This window comes from Ehrlichia ruminantium (genome assembly GCF_009728835.1).
In the GTDB taxonomy this organism is placed as follows: domain Bacteria; phylum Pseudomonadota; class Alphaproteobacteria; order Rickettsiales; family Anaplasmataceae; genus Ehrlichia; species Ehrlichia ruminantium_B.
On the sequence record NZ_CP033455.1, the window covers coordinates 680,063 to 696,725 of the forward strand.

Here is a 16,663-nt window from a genome sequence, read left to right on the forward strand (position 1 = left end):
GGCAGCAGGATTCTTTATTGAAAATGGAACAATATCTTATCCAGTAAATGAGGTAACTATTGCTAGTAAATTACAACACATGTTTAGTAATATGTTAGTTGCGAATGATTTAATGTTTTTTGGTTCTGTAAATTCACCTACTATAAGAATAAATGATGTAACAGTTGCTGGATAAATTCATCGTTTGAGATGGCATTTAGATTTATTTATATAAGTTATATATTGCATAGTGGTAATGTAGCTAATTTTTTAGCTTGTATTTTCAATATCTGCATATTAATTTGTTTTCCTATGCTGTTGTCTTCTGTAATTCAAGTTTTATATTAAGTTAAATATCTTATTTATTATGACATGTTGCAAGAACCAAAAAAATTGATGTTATAATCAATCTTAGAAGTAATTGAACACACTACATAATCTACAGACATTATGTTTTAATAATTCACTTAAGGATCCTGCGTTATTTTTACTAAGAATTTGTCTGGAATGATAATCTTGATATCAATAGTAGAGATTTTAGTTACCAGTGTTATAGATTTGTTATAAGAAAATAGAAAATTGTTAATATACTTGAGTTACTAGAAATCACATATTTTTGTGGGATATGATAAAAATATTTTAATTAGATACAATATCAAAAATAACAAAAATGGTTATACAATACTAATCTGTGTGAGCATATTCTGTTTTTATAGTAATTAATAGATGATTTTTTGTTTAAGAAGTTGATATAGTGTTAAAAACATTGAATGAATTTTTTACAAAAAATTTTTTTGTAATTGTTACTACTTATATACCACTAATATATTATATTTTACCTGATATTAAATATAAATCTCTTATACTGTAATCAGTTGTGTTATTATAATATAGAAAAAACTAGTTTTAACAGTAAGTTAACAAATAATTATAATTTATTACTTTAGGACTTAATAATGGGTAAATTGTTAGTATGTTATGTGTAATCAGAAAAACTTATAAATCTTTTTAAAGCTGATCTTAAGTTAATTGGTATATAATCAAATTGTATAAAGGTAGGTAGGTTGCTTGTAGGATAGAAGATCTTATAAAGAGTGAAAATGGTTTTAATTTACTATTTTAGTATTTCGTATAAAGAGTTTTTTTAGTAAAAATAACTTCAGATCGTAAAAGTTTTGCTCATGTTATAATACTATTAGGTGAAGAAATTGGATTTTGTATTGAAAAGCTAGACTTTTTAGGATATCTAATTGTTATTTATGAATATGAAAAAGCATATATATTTTTCTGTAAAGTTTTGACTTAACTACCTTATTAATGATGATCTAGGATTATATTCATAATTACTATAAGTTAGCAATTTTTTCATAGATACTGAATCAGTGATTAATGAATTGATTTATTACTATGAAAAATCAGAAATTCATATGCATAAAAATCTTGAGTATGTGATAATTGTATAATATTGGGCTTAGTGTTAATGTGCTTACATAGTATATAAATGGTTACCTAATATACTACAGGATAATACTATTAGTAGTTTATATTAATTTGATCTTTAATTTTGTATACAGTTAGTCTAATAATAAATAATTTTAATAAGGAATAAAGGAAAAGGATACATCTTGCTGATTTTATTATTTATGTAATAATTGCTAGATAACTTCTTTTCTTTGGTTTAATGTTAGGAGATTATATTTAGAACATACTGGAAAAAAATATGGTTGATTATGTAACTGACATAGTGGTTATAGGAGCTGGTCCTATTGGGATATTTACAGTATTTCAGTCTGGTATGCTTAAAATGCAATGTTGTGTTATTGATGCATTAAATGAAATTGGTGGTCAATGTGCTGCTTTATATCCAGAGAAGCCAATATACGATATACCTGCTTATCCAATAATTACTGCTCGAGAATTAATAAATAACTTGGTTGAACAATCAAGGCCATTTAATCCTCAGTATTTATTAGGGCAGATGGCTGAGCAAATAGAAGAATATCCAGATTATTTTTTTGTAAGAACTAGCTTAGGAATGGTTATACAATGTAAAGCAATTATAGTTGCTGCTGGATCTGGAGCATTTGGGCCAAATCGTCTTCCTATAGATAATATCTTTGATTTTGAAAATAAGTCTATTTTTTATCATATTAAACAAATTTCGGATTTTGAAAATAAAATTGTAATGATAGCTGGAGGAGGAGATTCAGCTGCCGATTGGGCAATAGAGCTTTCTAAGGTTACTAAGCAATTGTATATGGTACATAGAAGAAAGAATTTTCGCTGTTCTCCTAATACTGCATTAAAATTAGATGATTTATCTCAACGTGGGAAAATTAACCTCGTTGTCCCATATCAAGTTAAGGAATTATATGGTGAAAATGGTAATTTAGACTATGTAGTTGTTAAGAATATTTCAACTAATGAAGAGTTAAAGTTACAGGTTGACTATTTACTGCCGTTTTTTGGTACTTCTGCAAACCTTGGTCCTATATTAAATTGGGGAATCAAAATAGAAGGGTACCAAATAGTAATAGACCCTGCAACGTGTCAAACTAACCGTAATAAAATATATGCAGTTGGAGATATAGCTACTTATTCAAGAAAGATAAAATTAATATTAACAGGCTTTTCAGAATCTGCTATGGCATGTCATCATATATATCATGTTGTGTACCCTGATTCCCCGTTAAATTTTCAGTATTCTACTTCAAAAGGTATACCAAATAGTAAGTAGGATATCTTTTTATAATTATATATGGATATTAGTAATAACTGCCTTATGTAATTTTATAATGACTAGACTTTTTACTGATATTGTTTAAGTACTCCTGAATTAAGGAAGGTATATTGCTTATATGGAAAAGAAATGTTATCTATGTATTTACTATGCAATATATTGTTTAGTGCATTAAGAAAATATTAAAATTTAAAAAATCTTTGTGGAAAAATTAGGCAGCTTGTACATGTTGATTTAATAATATTCTATTGTTATACTTTAATAGCCAAAAATACATAGATCATAAATTTTATAGTATTTCAATCTTGAATATTTAATAATAGCATATGTGTTAACTGAATTACTTATTAACTGTTTTATGATAATTGTATAAAACATGTAATTTTATAACACTATTTTTTTATAAATATTGTAGAATATATACTAATTATGTATTTAAATTGTGTTGATTTATATATAGTTTGCAATATCGCAAAATTGTTTTATTGATAAATTTTCAGGACGTAAGTTATTTGGAATATTTAAAGATTGTAAAATTTCATCTGCATTACTGTTAATCTTTTTTAATGTACTACGTATCATTTTGCGACGTTGATTAAAAGTTATTTGTACAACTTGACGTAATTTTTGATAATTTACATTAAATTTAGGTTGTGGTAATACTAAAATATTTATTACAGATGAGAATACTTTAGGTTGTGGTGAAAAGATTTCAGGTCCAAAATCTTGTATTTTGTGCACATCAGCAAATAACTGAGTTAATATAGATAAAGTTCCGTAATTTTTATTATTTGGTTGTGCTACTATACGATCTGCTACTTCTTTTTGAAACATTAGTGTGAAGCTATGAAAAAAATTAATATAATTAATCCATTTTATTAAAAGTAAAGTTGCAATATTATAAGGCAAATTGGCTATTATTTTTACTGGTGGTTCAACAATATTTTGTAAATTAATATCTAATGCATCTGATAATATGAATTCATATTTACCTTGAAATTCCTTAACTATTTTATTATGTATTGATAATAACCTACTGTCTTTCTCTATGGCAATTAATTTTTTAGGATTTTTTTTGAGAATTGAATAAGTCATAGTACCAAGTCCTGGGCCAATTTCAATAATTGAAAAATCACTAATATTTCCAGCATAGCTGACTATTTGATCTGTAATCTTAGTTGAAGAAATAAAACATTGGCTTAATTCTTTCTTAGGATTTATTATATTATTATCATTCATAATTTTTTAACATTATAATTAAACTTTATAAGTCTTGAGATGTATTATAATGATAAATAATATGGTTATGTATAAAAATTATAGCTTATCTGAGTGTTGACTTTTATAGTATGTATATATAAAATACAAAAATGTTATAGCCGGCTTAGCTTTAATTGGCAGAGCACCTGACTTGTAATCAGGGGGTTATAAGTTCGAATCTTATAGCCGGCACGTAATTTCGCTTTAAGTAGTTTTATGTCATTATTCATCATTGCTAATTGGAAAATGAATGGTGATTTTCTTACCTTTTCTTTGTTTACAAAGGAACTCAGTAATCGTCTAGTGAACCTAGTCAACATAGAAGATAAGGTAGAAATAATATTATGTCCACCATTTATTGCATTATCTGCTTCTACTAATTGTTCATCTAACATTAAATTTGGTGGGCAGAACTGTTGTTATGCAGCTAGTGGAAAGTATACAGGAGAGATCAGTGCTAGTATGTTATATAATTCTGGATGTAGTTATGTCATATTAGGTCATTCTGAAAGAAGGAATATGTTTTATGAGTCTGATGCTGATGTGAAATTAAAAGCTGAATGTGCGATTGAGTCAGGATTAATACCAATTGTTTGTGTTGGGGAAACTTTAATAGATAGAAAGGATGGTATGTTAAAGGATGCTTTATTAAGTCAATGCAGTAAATCCTTTCCTAGAAATGGTAAATTTATTATAGCATATGAGCCAGTATGGGCTATAGGAAGTAATGTTATACCTTCTATTGATGTAATAGTTGAAGCTTTAGATATAATTAGGTCATATGATTCTGTATCTAATATTATATATGGTGGAGCAGTAAATCATACTAATGTACATGATATTATCAACATAAATCGTTTGTCTGGTGTGTTAGTTGGTAGTGCTAGTTTAAGTGTGGATAGTTTTTTTAACGTAATATGTAATGCTATAAATGTGAGGCAAAACTAATGAAGAAAATATTGATTACATGTTTATTTATTGTTGTTAATGTATGTTATACTACTGCCATTGTTTCAGCTGATTCTTCAAAAGATAAACAATATATTTTAATTGGTACTGGATCTATGACTGGGGTATATTACCCTATAGGAAGTAGTATATGTAGATTTATTGCTGCTGATTATGGTAATGATGAGAATAGCATAATTTGTTCAATATCTTCTACAAGTGGTAGCGTATATAATCTAAATTCTATGCGTTATGCAAATATGGATATAGGGATTATTCAATCTGATCTAGAATACTATGCATATAATGGTATTGGCTTATATGAAAAAATGCCAGCAATGAAAAATTTAAGAATATTATCTTCATTGCATAAGGAATATCTTACTATTGTTGTTAGATCAAATTCTAATATATTAACTATTGATGATATAAAAGGTAAAAGAGTCAATATTGGTAGTCCTGGTACTGGTGTAAGGATAGCAATGTTAAAGTTGTTAAATGAAAAAGGGTGGAGTAGAAAAGATTTTGCTGTTATGGCAGAATTAAAGTCATCAGAACAAGCTCAAGCGTTGTGTGATAATAAAATTGATGTTATGGTAGATGTTGTTGGACATCCTAATGCTGCTATTCAAGAAGCAGCTGCAACTTGTGATATAAAACTTATTTCTTTGGATGATAACCTTATAGATAGCTTACATGCTAAATATCCATATTATCAAAGGGATATTATTTATGGTTCATTATATAACAATTTACCTGATGTACAAACTGTTTCAGTAAAAGCATCTTTAATAGCAACTACTGAATTAAGTGATGACCTAGCATATAAGGTTGTTAAGTCGTTGGTTACTCACTTGAATGAATTACATAGTATTACTGGAGCTCTTAGAAATCTTACCGTAAAAGATATGGTACAGTCGGATATTACACCTTTACACAATGGTGCTAGACGTTACTATAAGGAAATTGGAATCGTAAAATAAGGCGTATGTGGTAGATTATTCAGTAAAGATAGTATTAGGAATAGAAACGAGTTGTGATGAAACAGCTGTTGCTATTGTAAGGAGTGATAAACAAGTTTTATCACATAAACTTCTTTCACAAAAGGAACATGCAGTATATGGTGGTGTTGTACCTGAGATTGCTTCTCGTGCACATATAAACTATTTGTATGATTTAACTTCTCAATGTATTGAAGAATCAGGATGTAATTTATCAAATGTTGATGCTATAGCAGTTACTTCAGGACCAGGTCTTATTGGAGGACTAATTGTAGGTGTAATGATGGCTAAAGCTATTTCCAGTGTTACTGGTAAACCTATTATTGAGGTTAATCACTTGGAAGCACATACTTTGATGGTACGAATGTTTTATGATATTGACTTTCCATTTCTAGTATTAATAATATCTGGAGGACATTGTCAGTTTTTAATAGTCCACGATGTTGGATGCTATCGTAGATTAGGTTCTTCTTTAGATGATTCACTTGGTGAAGTTTTTGATAAGGTAGCAAGAATGTTGAATTTAGGATATCCTGGTGGACCGGTTATTGAAAAGAAATCTTTAATGGGCAATAGCAAGAGTTTTTTTTTACCTCGTGCATTAACTAATCGTTGTGGATGTGATTTTTCTTTTTCTGGTATTAAAACAGCTATAAGAAATATTATTGCTAATCAAGAGCATATAAACGATGAATTTATATGTAATATTTCAGCTTCTTTTCAAGATTGTGTTGGAGATATATTGGTGAATAGGATTAGTAATGCTATTGATATCTCACGAGCTATAGATCATAGAATTAACAAATTAGTAGTGACTGGTGGTGTTGCAGCTAATCAGTTATTACGTAATCGTATATCAGCTTGTGTAAACAGTAAAAATCTTGAAGTATTATATCCTCCGACTGAATTGTGTACTGATAATGGAATTATGGTAGGATGGGCTGGTATTGAAAATTTATCTAAGGGTTATATTTCTAATTTAGATTTTATTCCAAAAGCAAGGTGGCCTTTAGAAAACATAAAAAGATCTTATTAGCCAAAATGTTTATTTTATAGTAATCTATACTCCTAATATGCACAAGGGATATATATTAAGTGAATTGCAGGTATTTTATGTAGTTACATAATGTTATTTTATTCTTCGCTAAAAGCATGGGAAAGATTCATATAGATATTGAAGATTTAGTAGTTAATTTACTAGTAATCTTGTCATATAAACTTGATAGTATTGCTAGAGCAAGCATATTATTTTTCAATCAATTCAACTTCTGTTATTTTTTTCTACTCCATTTTTTCAATAATTACAGGAACATCTACAAACAGATCATGAATTCAATATTTTTTTGACATAATCAGAAAAAAGATAACATTTTTTTTATTCTTAATCATAATTCCCCCTTAATACAAACACATATAAAGCTTATGTATTGTTTATTACATATCGTATACATTGATTAACCTTATAGAATATATCAATTGTGTGCAGAACGATAGTAGATAAATATGTCGATCATGCTGTATTATATATTCTTTTCTAAAATGTTACTTGGTATTAATAACTTATTTTCTTACAAGATCTGTAATATTATATTGCTATATCCTCCCTTTGCAATTCAACACTGATATTAGCATTCTTTTCACAAGCAAGGCGTTTATGTACTTTTAAATAACAATGAATTATCTTATCATCTTGCATATATAGTCCATTTATCATTTAAAATTAGCTGTAAAATAGTATAATCATTAAGAAATTCTATTTCTTGTGCATCTAACTTTAGTAAAGGTTGATATACAAAACAGCTCTAATATCATGTACGTTACTGCATAAGTGTTTTTCATATATATTTTTTTCGCTAGGAAAGCATAGTATTACTAGAATAAATGTAATATTATCTATTTTAGTATTGAATATAAAACATTTTGGTTACGTATGTTGAGATGTAAAAGTGCTGTATTATGGGTAAATTGAATTATAAAATTACACATATGTATTTTAACTTTTGTTGCGGTAAAATACATATTTTGTATCTATGTATGCTGTTAAAAAGATTAGTTTTGATCCATGGGATTTCTTATATTTGTGTTATTAATAACACACTTTTTTAACAATCAAAAAAAAAAAAAACTAGTAGTAATGTTAATTATTATTTTATACACTATATAAAATATTTATTTGCTTTCCAAGCTTTATAAACCTAACAACTTTCTCTAATATATTAGTAATTTAATATAGTAATCTTAAATGATTGAATTACGATGTATTAAACCTACAAAACGAATAATATATTAATCATTGTTACTTTATAAGAAAATAAAGGATTACATGTAATAGATCATATTAATTGCCTGATAAAAATTATAATAGAACACTTTTTAGTGGTTGTTATCTACGTAATTAGCATTAATTACTGAGTTATATAACATCACAAAAAATATTTTAAATAACTTTGCATTTAGGGTTAAAAAACATTTTATTTTTGATAATTAATATATCATAGTGTAGTTTGTTTATTGTGATAACTTTTTAGACTTTTATTAGTTACTACGACAGTATGTGCAATTTTATCATGCCATGTTTGTCTTCGTTTGTTAAAATTACACCATATTATTCCTATACAAAATGGTATACAAGAAAGAGCAGAAGAAAAAAAGCGTTTTATTGATTGAGATAATGTTATTTTTTCAAAAGTTGTTGCATCAACTACTCTTAATCCCATAATAAATTTTCCTAATGTAGCGGAATACCTAGTCCAACTGTAAACAGCATATATATATAGTACAATCACTTGAATAATTTGGCTGCATAAGACTCTATATAGGTATTTGTTTTTTATATGTGATTCTTCTTCAGTTAATGGGACATTCATTTTGTATTTTTCAATTACTTTTATCATTGTATCATTCATCTGACTGTGTATGAAAAAATATGAATATACACTGTGTATAATTTGTAATACAAACATCAAAAATACTAAATCTATTAATATACTAGTGAATCTTCTTATCCCTCCTGAATAAGAGATATTACCATTAGCTTGATTATCTTTATTTTTTTTGAAGAAAGGGAAGTAGTTAAATAAAAGCATATTTTTTATTCTACATTTGTTATTCTAATGATATTTATACTATATAGTATTAAATACAAACATAATATTTTATAGATGGATAATATAGTATTGGAAATTTGTAATAAAGTAATTATTTACGCTACTAATCTTAGATGATAAAATGAAAAATGCTATAATTTGTATATTGTAGCTTTAAATAATTTATTGTTTAAATAAATGAAAATACAAATTAGTGATTTAATAATTTTTTCCCAAATAGGAATACATAGTTGGGAGAAAGTTTTAAAACAAAAATTAATAATAAATTGTGATATTACTCTTAAATCTTATAATACGATTTGTGATTTAAATGATATAATTAATTATGCTGAATTTGTTAATGGTTTAATAAATTTTGTAAGTTCAAAACAGTTCTCATTGTTGGAAACAGTAGCATTAGAATTAATGGACTACATTATGCGAGATGATAAGATAATTCATTGTTATTTAAAAATACATAAATGTCTTGCTTGTGGAAAGAATGCTAATATCAGTGTTGAATTGCAAAGGTCTGTACACAATTGATATATTTTATAAGTTTAATTACTGTTATATGATATGTAATAAATAAGACATAAGCTTTATATGTGTTTGTATTAAGGGGGAATTATGATTAAGAATAAAAAAATTGCTCTTATTGGTTCAGGTAATATTGGTGGTATGATAGCTTATCAGGTTAGATTAAAAAATATGGGAGATGTTGTGTTATTGGATACTAATGATGGTATAGCCAAAGGTAAGGCACTCGATATAGCTGAAACTTCACCTATAGGAAAGTATCATGGTGAAATATTTGGTACTAATAACTATGAAGATATTGAAAACGCTGATGCTATTGTTATTACTGCTGGAATAGCTAGAAAACCTGGTATGAGCCGTGATGACCTTATTAATACTAATGTTAATATTATAAAAGATGTAGCAACTAATATTAAAAAATATGCTCCCAATGCGTTTGTTATTGTTGTAACTAATCCACTTGATGTGATGGTATTAGCTATGTATAAATACTCACAGCTGCCTAGCAATATGGTTGTTGGAATGGCAGGTGTTCTTGATTCAGCAAGATTTTCGTATTTTATTGCAAAGGAGTTAAATGTTTCAGTAGAAAGTGTAGATTCTTTAGTATTAGGTGGTCATGGGGATATAATGTTGCCTTTAATTAGGTATTCATCGGTTGCTGGTGTTTCTATTGCTGATTTAATAAAACTTGGAATGATTACACATGAAAAAGTTATAGAAATTATAGAAAGAACTAGAAAAGGAGGAGAAGAAATAGTAAGTTTGTTAAAAACAGGGTCAGCTTACTATGCACCTGCTGAGTCTGCTGTATTGATGCTTGATTCATATTTAAACGACAAAAAATTAATGCTACCTTGCTCTGCTTATTTAAACGGAGAATATGGAATTCATGATCTATTTGTGGGTGTTCCTGTAATTATTGGAAAAAATGGAGTGGAAAAAATAATCGAACTTGAATTAACTGAAGAAGAAAATAATATATTTAATAATTCTGTAAAGTTAATAAAAAATTTGGTTGGTAATATTTAAAGGTAGGTTATCAACGTAATATATGTTTTTTAGATGCATTATATATTATTGACTATGTTAAAATTAAAATAGGATATTTTTTAGTGTTCTAGAGAAGTATAAAGTATACATTTTTATATAACTTATGTATTAATGCATTTATATACATGTATATATGATAGGATTAGTGCTCCATATACTTTCTTTTATGATTATTAAAGATGTAGCAACTAGTATTAAAAAATATGCTCCCAATGTGTTTGTTATTGTTGTAACTAATCCACTGATAGTATTAGCTATGTATAAATACTCACAGCTGCCTAGCAATATAGTTGTTGGAATGGCAGGTGTTCTTTGACTCGGCAAGATTTTCGTATGTTGTTGTAAATGAATTAAATGTTTCAGTAGAAAGTATAGATTCCTTAGTATTAGGTGGTCATGGGGATATATGTTACCTTTAATTAGATATTCATTGGTTGCTCTGGTGTTTCTATTGCTGATTTAATAAAACTTGAAATGATTACACATGAAAAGGCTGTGTTTTAATATTTGTACTATTTATATTACCTTAGTGATATTGTATCATGAAAATTATTAGTGAAATAATTTTTAGGGGAAACAGCATTTAAAATATAAATATGACATAAAAGTATTATTAAATTATATAGATTTGAAATTAAGGGTTCATTTGAAGGATGGTAATAAACTGTTAAAATAACAGTTTATTTGAAATGAGTACTAAAACTTTAGCAACTTACGATTTATATTAAAGGAGAATACAAATAAAATATTTAGAACTTATGTGAATGAAAATAGCTGTAAGTGTGCAGCACCATCATAAAAAACTTATATACTGATGTAATTATATATATTCTTGTGTAAACTATTATTTTACTTTAGCTTACTGAGTACTTTTAAGTAGTAATAACAGTCATTGCTTGTATTAATAAAAGCCCCCTAAGTTCCTTTAAGCAGTGAGAAATACTACAAGTTGTAAGTAACATTTGAAGTGTAGGATAACCAATAAAATGCCCGTAATGGCACCAGTTTTATTACTACATAGTAAACTTATTATGATATTTTTTATTCTGCCATGATAACAAAATCTTTTCTACCTTAGGCTTCCTCATTTAACAATTTTTAGATTCATGAATAGGGTAGTAAGCTAGGGTATAGGCAAAATACTAGTTAATTTAGCTTATGGGTTGTACAAAATTCTGAAAATATGTTCTCATATATCTCAATCTTTTTAATAAAAGTTGTGGTATGTGAAAGCATGTAAGAATATTGATCTTCCGTAATAAACCCAGCTTCAAAAGCTTCTATTAAGTTTTTCCTAAATGCTGCCGTGTAAGATTTTGTATTGTTTAAGTAGGATAAAGTACATAATACAACATTTTCCAAAGTTTTCGTATCCATAAAGACATAACCAAGTGTGAAGATATTATATATAAAATTAACACTATTATTTTGGTTTTGTAAAGTAAAATCTTAACGTGTAAGTTGTATGACACTGTGGTTATTGACTTTTTATTTTATTTTATGTAACGTTATGTAGTGTTGAGTTGTATTGAGTATGCAGAAAATTTTTATTTCTTCTGATCACGCCGGAGTAGAGTTAAGGTTGCTCATTAAGTTATATTTAGAAGATTTAAATTATGTAGTAGAAGATTATGGTTGTATAACATCTAATGTTACTGTAGATTATCCAGATTATGTGCAAGATGTTGTTCAGTGTGTCATTAGTGATGATTCTGGTGTTGGTATTTTAATATGCGGTACTGGCATAGGCATGAGCATAGTAGCAAATCGTTATAAAAAAATTAGAGCGGCTTTGTGTTATAGTACAGAAATTGCTAAATTTGCTAGGGAACATAATAATGCTAATATATTATGTCTTGGGGCTAGGTATATTACTTATGAAGAAGCTAAGTTAATAGTACATGAGTTTTTAAATACGAAGTTTTCTGAGGGTAGGCACGCACAAAGAGTAAAGAAAATAGATAGCTATTTATGAGTAATACAGTTAATTACATTGATAATAACACGAATTTGATTATGCAAAGGTGATTATATGTAATAATCCAAATTATCCACTGTTTTTATGGGACTTTCGGTAGGTGCGATTATTTATATTATACAATGCTAGATCTATATACGACGGACACTAATATAAAAAATTATCTCCTTAGCAACGTAATCCATTTTTAATATAAAACCAAAAATTTTCAATCTAGATCAAGATCTGGATTAGCTTTAAAGTTTGGCATCACTGTACTTAATACTCCAGGCACTATAGATGCAGATTATCGTAGAGAAATAATGGTAATTTTGATTAACCTAGGAAATGAGTCATATACCATTAATTATGGAGATAGAATAGCACAAATGGTAATAGCACCAATAACTCGTATATCGTGGAATCTTGCTAAAGATTTTGATACTACTGATATTACAGAACGTGATACTCATGGTTTTGATCAACTGGCATATAAAATACATTAATCATAATCATTAATAAAACAACTATCTCACTTAAATTAAGTGACCCCATAGCTAATAATACTGTGACTACAGTAAGTCCAATAGATACTTCATATAATATCATTTGAGATGCAGACCTAATAGCACCTAAAAAAGTATAATTAGAATTACTTGACCATTCAGCTATTATATAATTCTATAAACACCAAGTGAAGAAATTACTAGACTATAAATACTCCTATGTTTATATTTGCGATAACATTGGGTATAACAATTTCTTTAGTATTATTTTCTACTATACTGGATCCCAATGGAGTTACTGCCTTAATTTAATAAGGCATATTATCAGGACTATAACATATAAGTAATTTATAAATTTTTTTTACCCAGAAAACTTCGTATTTAAAAACTACAAAAATTGCTAAGTTTAATTATGGAAATAAATATTCCATAAGAATTATAGAATAATACTATTCATTTTTTAAGCATATGTAATCATCATACTACCAATTTATATCACATGAATACTACAAACCTGTAAGAAAGTACATTTTTTATACTATGATAAAGCATACAAATACCTACTATGTTACTAGTAAGAATCTTTATAGTTTACTAGAATATGGTAGAACAATTTTAATTGCTACACTTTAGACAAAAGAACACCAGATAAATCTATAGAACTTTTTTAGATTATGTATTCATTAATCCTTATATCACTATAAAGGTAAGTTATCATGCTTACGTGAAATTTTTTGCACACTTTTTCCTTGTAAAAGTTGCAAAGCTTTAAATAAATGTTGTTTAGTATGTGAGGGAATAATTATATCATCAATATATCCTCTAGAAGCTGCTACATAAGGATTGACTATCTTAGCACGATACTCATCAATTATATTTCGTCTTTTTTCCTCGTCTGGTTCATTTCTAAATATTATTTCAACTGCTCCTTCAGCACCCATTACTGCAATTTCAGCATCCGGCCAAGCATAATTTATATCACCACACAAATGCTTAGAATTCATCACTATATATGCACCTCCATAAGCCTTACGAACAACCACACTAACTTTAGGTACAGTAGCTTCGGCATATGCATATAACAACTTAGCTCCATGTGCTATGATTCCAGAATGCTCCTGATTAACTCCAGGCATAAACCCAGGAACATCGATCAAACTAATAATAGGAATATTAAATGCATCACAAAAGCGTATAAATCGTGCTCCCTTTCTTGAAGCATTAATATCTAAACACCCAGCTAATTGTAACGGTTGATTTGCAATAATTCCTACACTACAACCACCTATTTTACCAAAACCTATAATAATATTGCGTGCAAAATCAGGTTTTATTTCATAAAATAATCTTTCATCGCATACTTTTTCTATAAGTTCATACATATTATATGGTGTAGAACTATTTTTAGGCACCAATGTATTTAAAGAAACATCCTCTGTAAAAGTATCTACACTCGATTCAAGCTTGAGTGGTTTCATTATATTATTCGATGGAATAAATTGCATAAATTTGCGTATCTGTAATAATGCTTCAATTTCATTATTAAATACCAGATCCGCAATCCCTGTTTTAGCAGCGTGCACCTTAGCACCACCTAACTCCTCTTTACTTACCTTCTCATATGTAACCTTTTTAATTACATCTGGTCCTGTAACAAACATGTATGAAGTATTACGTACCATAAAAATAAAATCAGTCAATGCAGGAGAATATACTGCACCACCTGCACACGGCCCCATAATAACAGATATTTGTGGAACTACACCAGACAAATTAACATTACGCTGAAAGATTTCTCCATAACCAGATAGAGAATCTACACCCTCCTGTATTCTAGCACCACCTGAATCATTAATAGCAATCACAGGTATTCCTAGTACTGCAGCTTTATCCATAATATTACATATCTTCTTAGCATTTGATTCGCTGAGTGAACCACCAAATACTGTAAAATCCTGAGAATAAACACATACTCTTTTTCCATTAATTGTACCATAACCTACAACAACACCATCTCCTGGTATTTTAGATTGATCCATAGAAAAATTAACAGATCTGTGTTCAACAAACACCCCATACTCTTCAAAAGAATTATCATCAAGCAATACTGTTAATCTTTCTCTTGCAGTCAACTTACCCTTAAGATGTTGTTGCTCTATCCTAGATAAACCACCACCATTATAAGAATTTAATTTCCTATCTTTTAAATCCTGTAAACCTGTAAATTTCATGATACCAGTAAAATACTCAAATATTATTCAAATATTTTTACCACATTTAATAAAAATATGTAAATCTTTTATATCTAGAAACATGCTCTATTAGTAATTAATCAAAAGCATAATTTGAAATCTAAACTTTTTGTAATGCAAAAAATCACATAGATTTAGAAACCAATATTGTAAATATTTATGTTAGCATGCACAACTGAAATTAGTGTATTACTAAATATAGGTCATTTATTTATTCCATATCTCTTGCATATTTTATCCTACTTAAGGATTTTTCTTGCTGAAAATTAACCATAATATCTACAATACTTGGAACATTTATTCTTCTAATTATAGATGCACACAAGCAGTAATCAATACTATTAATTTTCATATCGGAACTTTTTACAAGGTCTTTAATTACTGAAGTTAATTATAAAGTGCATATTCACCTAATCTTTTCCTAAAAAAGCTTTTACACAATTTGCTATTATAACAGGTGCACGACTTATATGAGTTTGATTTTCCATTATAATACACAAAAATAAAAGGATATTATTCGTAACCATTAATATTTCTATAATAGATAATCTATTGATAATAGGTGGTATATCTTCTAGACCTTTTGATGGGGAAGGTATTAGAAGTAAGAAATTAGTAGTAGAAAATGGTATAATAAATACTTGGATTCTAGACATACGTTCAGCTAAGAAATTAAATATGAGTAGTACTGGAAATGCGATAAGGCATTCTAATGGTTCTATAACTCCTGGAGTAAGCAACTTTTATATACAAAATGGAAATTTATCTGTTAATGAATTAATGTCAGATATTAAGAGTGGATTATATATTACTGATCTTTTTGGTTTTGGCGTTAATTTAATTACTGGTGATTACGGAAGAATTATAGATGCAAAATTTAAAACTTTTGGATGTGGAGCAGCAATTGCAGCTAGTTCATTAGCACTGAATTAATAAAAGGCAAAATAGTAGCTGAAGCACATCAATTAGAAAATACAGTATTAGCAAAAGAACTAAGCCTACCTCCTGTAAAAATACATTGTTCATTACCTGCAGAGGATGCTGTAAAGGCAGCAATCAGTGATTATCATATGAAACAAGCACAAAAACAGAAAAAATGATAATATTACCGGAGGATAATACAGTAATATAGTCAGGAGGCAGCAGGATTCTTTATTGAAAATGGAACAATATCTTATCCAGTAAATGAGGTAACTATTGCTAGTAAATTACAACACATGTTTAGTAATATGTTAGTTGCGAATGATTTAATGTTTTTTGGTTCTGTAAATTCACCTACTATAAGAATAAATGATGTAACAGTTGCTGGATAAATTCATCATTTGAGATGGCATTTAGATT

The 16,663-nt window shown here is 27.9% G+C and carries 13 protein-coding genes, 1 tRNA gene and 7 pseudogenes; 14 read left to right on the plus strand and 7 right to left on the minus strand.

Going from position 1 to position 16,663, the window contains the following annotated elements; all coding sequences use genetic code 11:
* Together EDL80_RS02195 and EDL80_RS02200 are read left to right on the plus strand one after the other, a co-directional pair.
* On the plus strand, positions 1-175 hold a 175-nt coding region (locus EDL80_RS02195), incomplete at its 5' end, for a metallopeptidase TldD-related protein (protein WP_330998036.1).
* Positions 176-1,699: 1,524 nt separating this feature from the next.
* Complete coding sequence (locus EDL80_RS02200) at positions 1,700-2,716, plus strand: NAD(P)/FAD-dependent oxidoreductase (RefSeq protein WP_158406571.1); 1,017 nt, start codon at positions 1,700-1,702, stop codon at positions 2,714-2,716.
* Positions 2,717-3,169: 453 nt separating this feature from the next.
* Here EDL80_RS02200 and rsmA read toward each other — a convergent pair whose 3' ends face one another.
* On the minus strand, positions 3,170-3,958 hold the full coding sequence (rsmA, locus tag EDL80_RS02205) for a 16S rRNA (adenine(1518)-N(6)/adenine(1519)-N(6))-dimethyltransferase RsmA (RefSeq protein ID WP_158406572.1): 789 nt from the start codon (positions 3,956-3,958) through the stop codon (positions 3,170-3,172).
* A 139-nt stretch (positions 3,959-4,097) separates the two neighbouring features.
* On the opposite strand from rsmA, the gene EDL80_RS02210 reads away from it, so the two are divergent.
* The 4 genes from EDL80_RS02210 to tsaD all read left to right on the plus strand — a co-directional run bounded on the left by EDL80_RS02210 (position 4,098) and on the right by tsaD (position 6,964).
* Positions 4,098-4,171 (plus strand) — tRNA-Thr (locus tag EDL80_RS02210).
* 24 nt (positions 4,172-4,195) lie between these two features.
* On the plus strand, positions 4,196-4,927 hold the full coding sequence (locus EDL80_RS02215; protein ID WP_158406573.1) for a triosephosphate isomerase: 732 nt from the start codon (positions 4,196-4,198) through the stop codon (positions 4,925-4,927).
* Entirely contained in the window at positions 4,927-5,910 is a 984-nt protein-coding gene (locus EDL80_RS02220) for a TAXI family TRAP transporter solute-binding subunit (RefSeq protein WP_158406574.1), read from the plus strand. Before EDL80_RS02215 ends, EDL80_RS02220 begins: the two co-directional genes overlap by 1 nt.
* A gap of 7 nt (positions 5,911-5,917) precedes the next feature.
* Positions 5,918-6,964 carry a tRNA (adenosine(37)-N6)-threonylcarbamoyltransferase complex transferase subunit TsaD gene (gene tsaD / locus EDL80_RS02225; protein ID WP_158406575.1) on the plus strand — a complete coding sequence of 349 codons (1,047 nt, stop codon included), beginning with the start codon at positions 5,918-5,920 and terminating at the stop codon, positions 6,962-6,964.
* 549 nt (positions 6,965-7,513) lie between these two features.
* On the opposite strand, the gene EDL80_RS05110 is transcribed toward tsaD, so the two are convergent.
* Entirely contained in the window at positions 7,514-7,642 is a 129-nt protein-coding gene (locus EDL80_RS05110; RefSeq protein ID WP_269144133.1) for a hypothetical protein, read from the minus strand.
* 778 nt (positions 7,643-8,420) lie between these two features.
* Entirely contained in the window at positions 8,421-9,014 is a 594-nt protein-coding gene (locus tag EDL80_RS02230) for an RDD family protein (RefSeq protein WP_158406576.1), read from the minus strand.
* A 198-nt stretch (positions 9,015-9,212) separates the two neighbouring features.
* Here EDL80_RS02230 and EDL80_RS02235 point away from each other — a divergent pair, with 198 nt between their 5' ends.
* The 3 genes and pseudogenes from EDL80_RS02235 to EDL80_RS02245 all read left to right on the plus strand — a co-directional run.
* A complete protein-coding gene (locus tag EDL80_RS02235) occupies positions 9,213-9,560 on the plus strand; it encodes a dihydroneopterin aldolase (protein ID WP_158406577.1) in 348 nt (115 codons plus the stop codon).
* A gap of 84 nt (positions 9,561-9,644) precedes the next feature.
* On the plus strand, positions 9,645-10,586 hold the full coding sequence (gene mdh, locus EDL80_RS02240; RefSeq protein WP_158406578.1) for a malate dehydrogenase: 942 nt from the start codon (positions 9,645-9,647) through the stop codon (positions 10,584-10,586).
* 190 nt (positions 10,587-10,776) lie between these two features.
* Positions 10,777-11,099, plus strand: a pseudogene (locus tag EDL80_RS02245) (malate dehydrogenase); the annotation flags it as partial.
* 654 nt (positions 11,100-11,753) lie between these two features.
* Here EDL80_RS02245 and EDL80_RS02250 read toward each other — a convergent pair.
* Positions 11,754-11,984, minus strand: a complete 231-nt coding sequence (locus EDL80_RS02250) for a hypothetical protein (protein ID WP_158406579.1) — start codon at positions 11,982-11,984, stop codon at positions 11,754-11,756.
* Between the two features lie 157 nt (positions 11,985-12,141).
* On the opposite strand from EDL80_RS02250, the gene rpiB reads away from it, so the two are divergent.
* Together rpiB and dut are read left to right on the plus strand one after the other, a co-directional pair.
* Positions 12,142-12,582 (plus strand): ribose 5-phosphate isomerase B, encoded by a 441-nt coding sequence (rpiB, locus tag EDL80_RS02255; protein ID WP_196492746.1) that lies wholly within the window; start codon positions 12,142-12,144, stop codon positions 12,580-12,582.
* A gap of 212 nt (positions 12,583-12,794) precedes the next feature.
* Positions 12,795-13,060: pseudogene (dut, locus tag EDL80_RS02260) on the plus strand (dUTP diphosphatase); the annotation flags it as partial.
* 26 nt (positions 13,061-13,086) lie between these two features.
* On the opposite strand, the pseudogene EDL80_RS02265 reads toward dut, so the two are convergent.
* From EDL80_RS02265 to EDL80_RS02275, 3 genes and pseudogenes are all read right to left on the minus strand, one after another.
* A pseudogene (locus EDL80_RS02265) lies at positions 13,087-13,327 on the minus strand (NADH-quinone oxidoreductase subunit H); the annotation flags it as partial.
* A gap of 441 nt (positions 13,328-13,768) precedes the next feature.
* Positions 13,769-15,301 carry an acyl-CoA carboxylase subunit beta gene (locus tag EDL80_RS02270; protein ID WP_158406582.1) on the minus strand — a complete coding sequence of 511 codons (1,533 nt, stop codon included), beginning with the start codon at positions 15,299-15,301 and terminating at the stop codon, positions 13,769-13,771.
* A gap of 232 nt (positions 15,302-15,533) precedes the next feature.
* Positions 15,534-15,713, minus strand: a pseudogene (locus tag EDL80_RS02275) (glutamate--tRNA ligase); the annotation flags it as partial.
* 161 nt (positions 15,714-15,874) lie between these two features.
* Between EDL80_RS02275 and EDL80_RS05160 the strand changes: the two are divergent.
* From EDL80_RS05160 to EDL80_RS05055, 3 pseudogenes are all read left to right on the plus strand, one after another.
* Positions 15,875-16,141, plus strand: a pseudogene (locus tag EDL80_RS05160) (metallopeptidase TldD-related protein); the annotation flags it as partial.
* 27 nt (positions 16,142-16,168) lie between these two features.
* Positions 16,169-16,422, plus strand: a pseudogene (locus tag EDL80_RS05165) (iron-sulfur cluster assembly scaffold protein); the annotation flags it as partial.
* A gap of 39 nt (positions 16,423-16,461) precedes the next feature.
* A pseudogene (locus tag EDL80_RS05055) lies at positions 16,462-16,635 on the plus strand (metallopeptidase TldD-related protein); the annotation flags it as partial.
* Between the last annotated feature and the right edge of the window lie 28 nt (positions 16,636-16,663).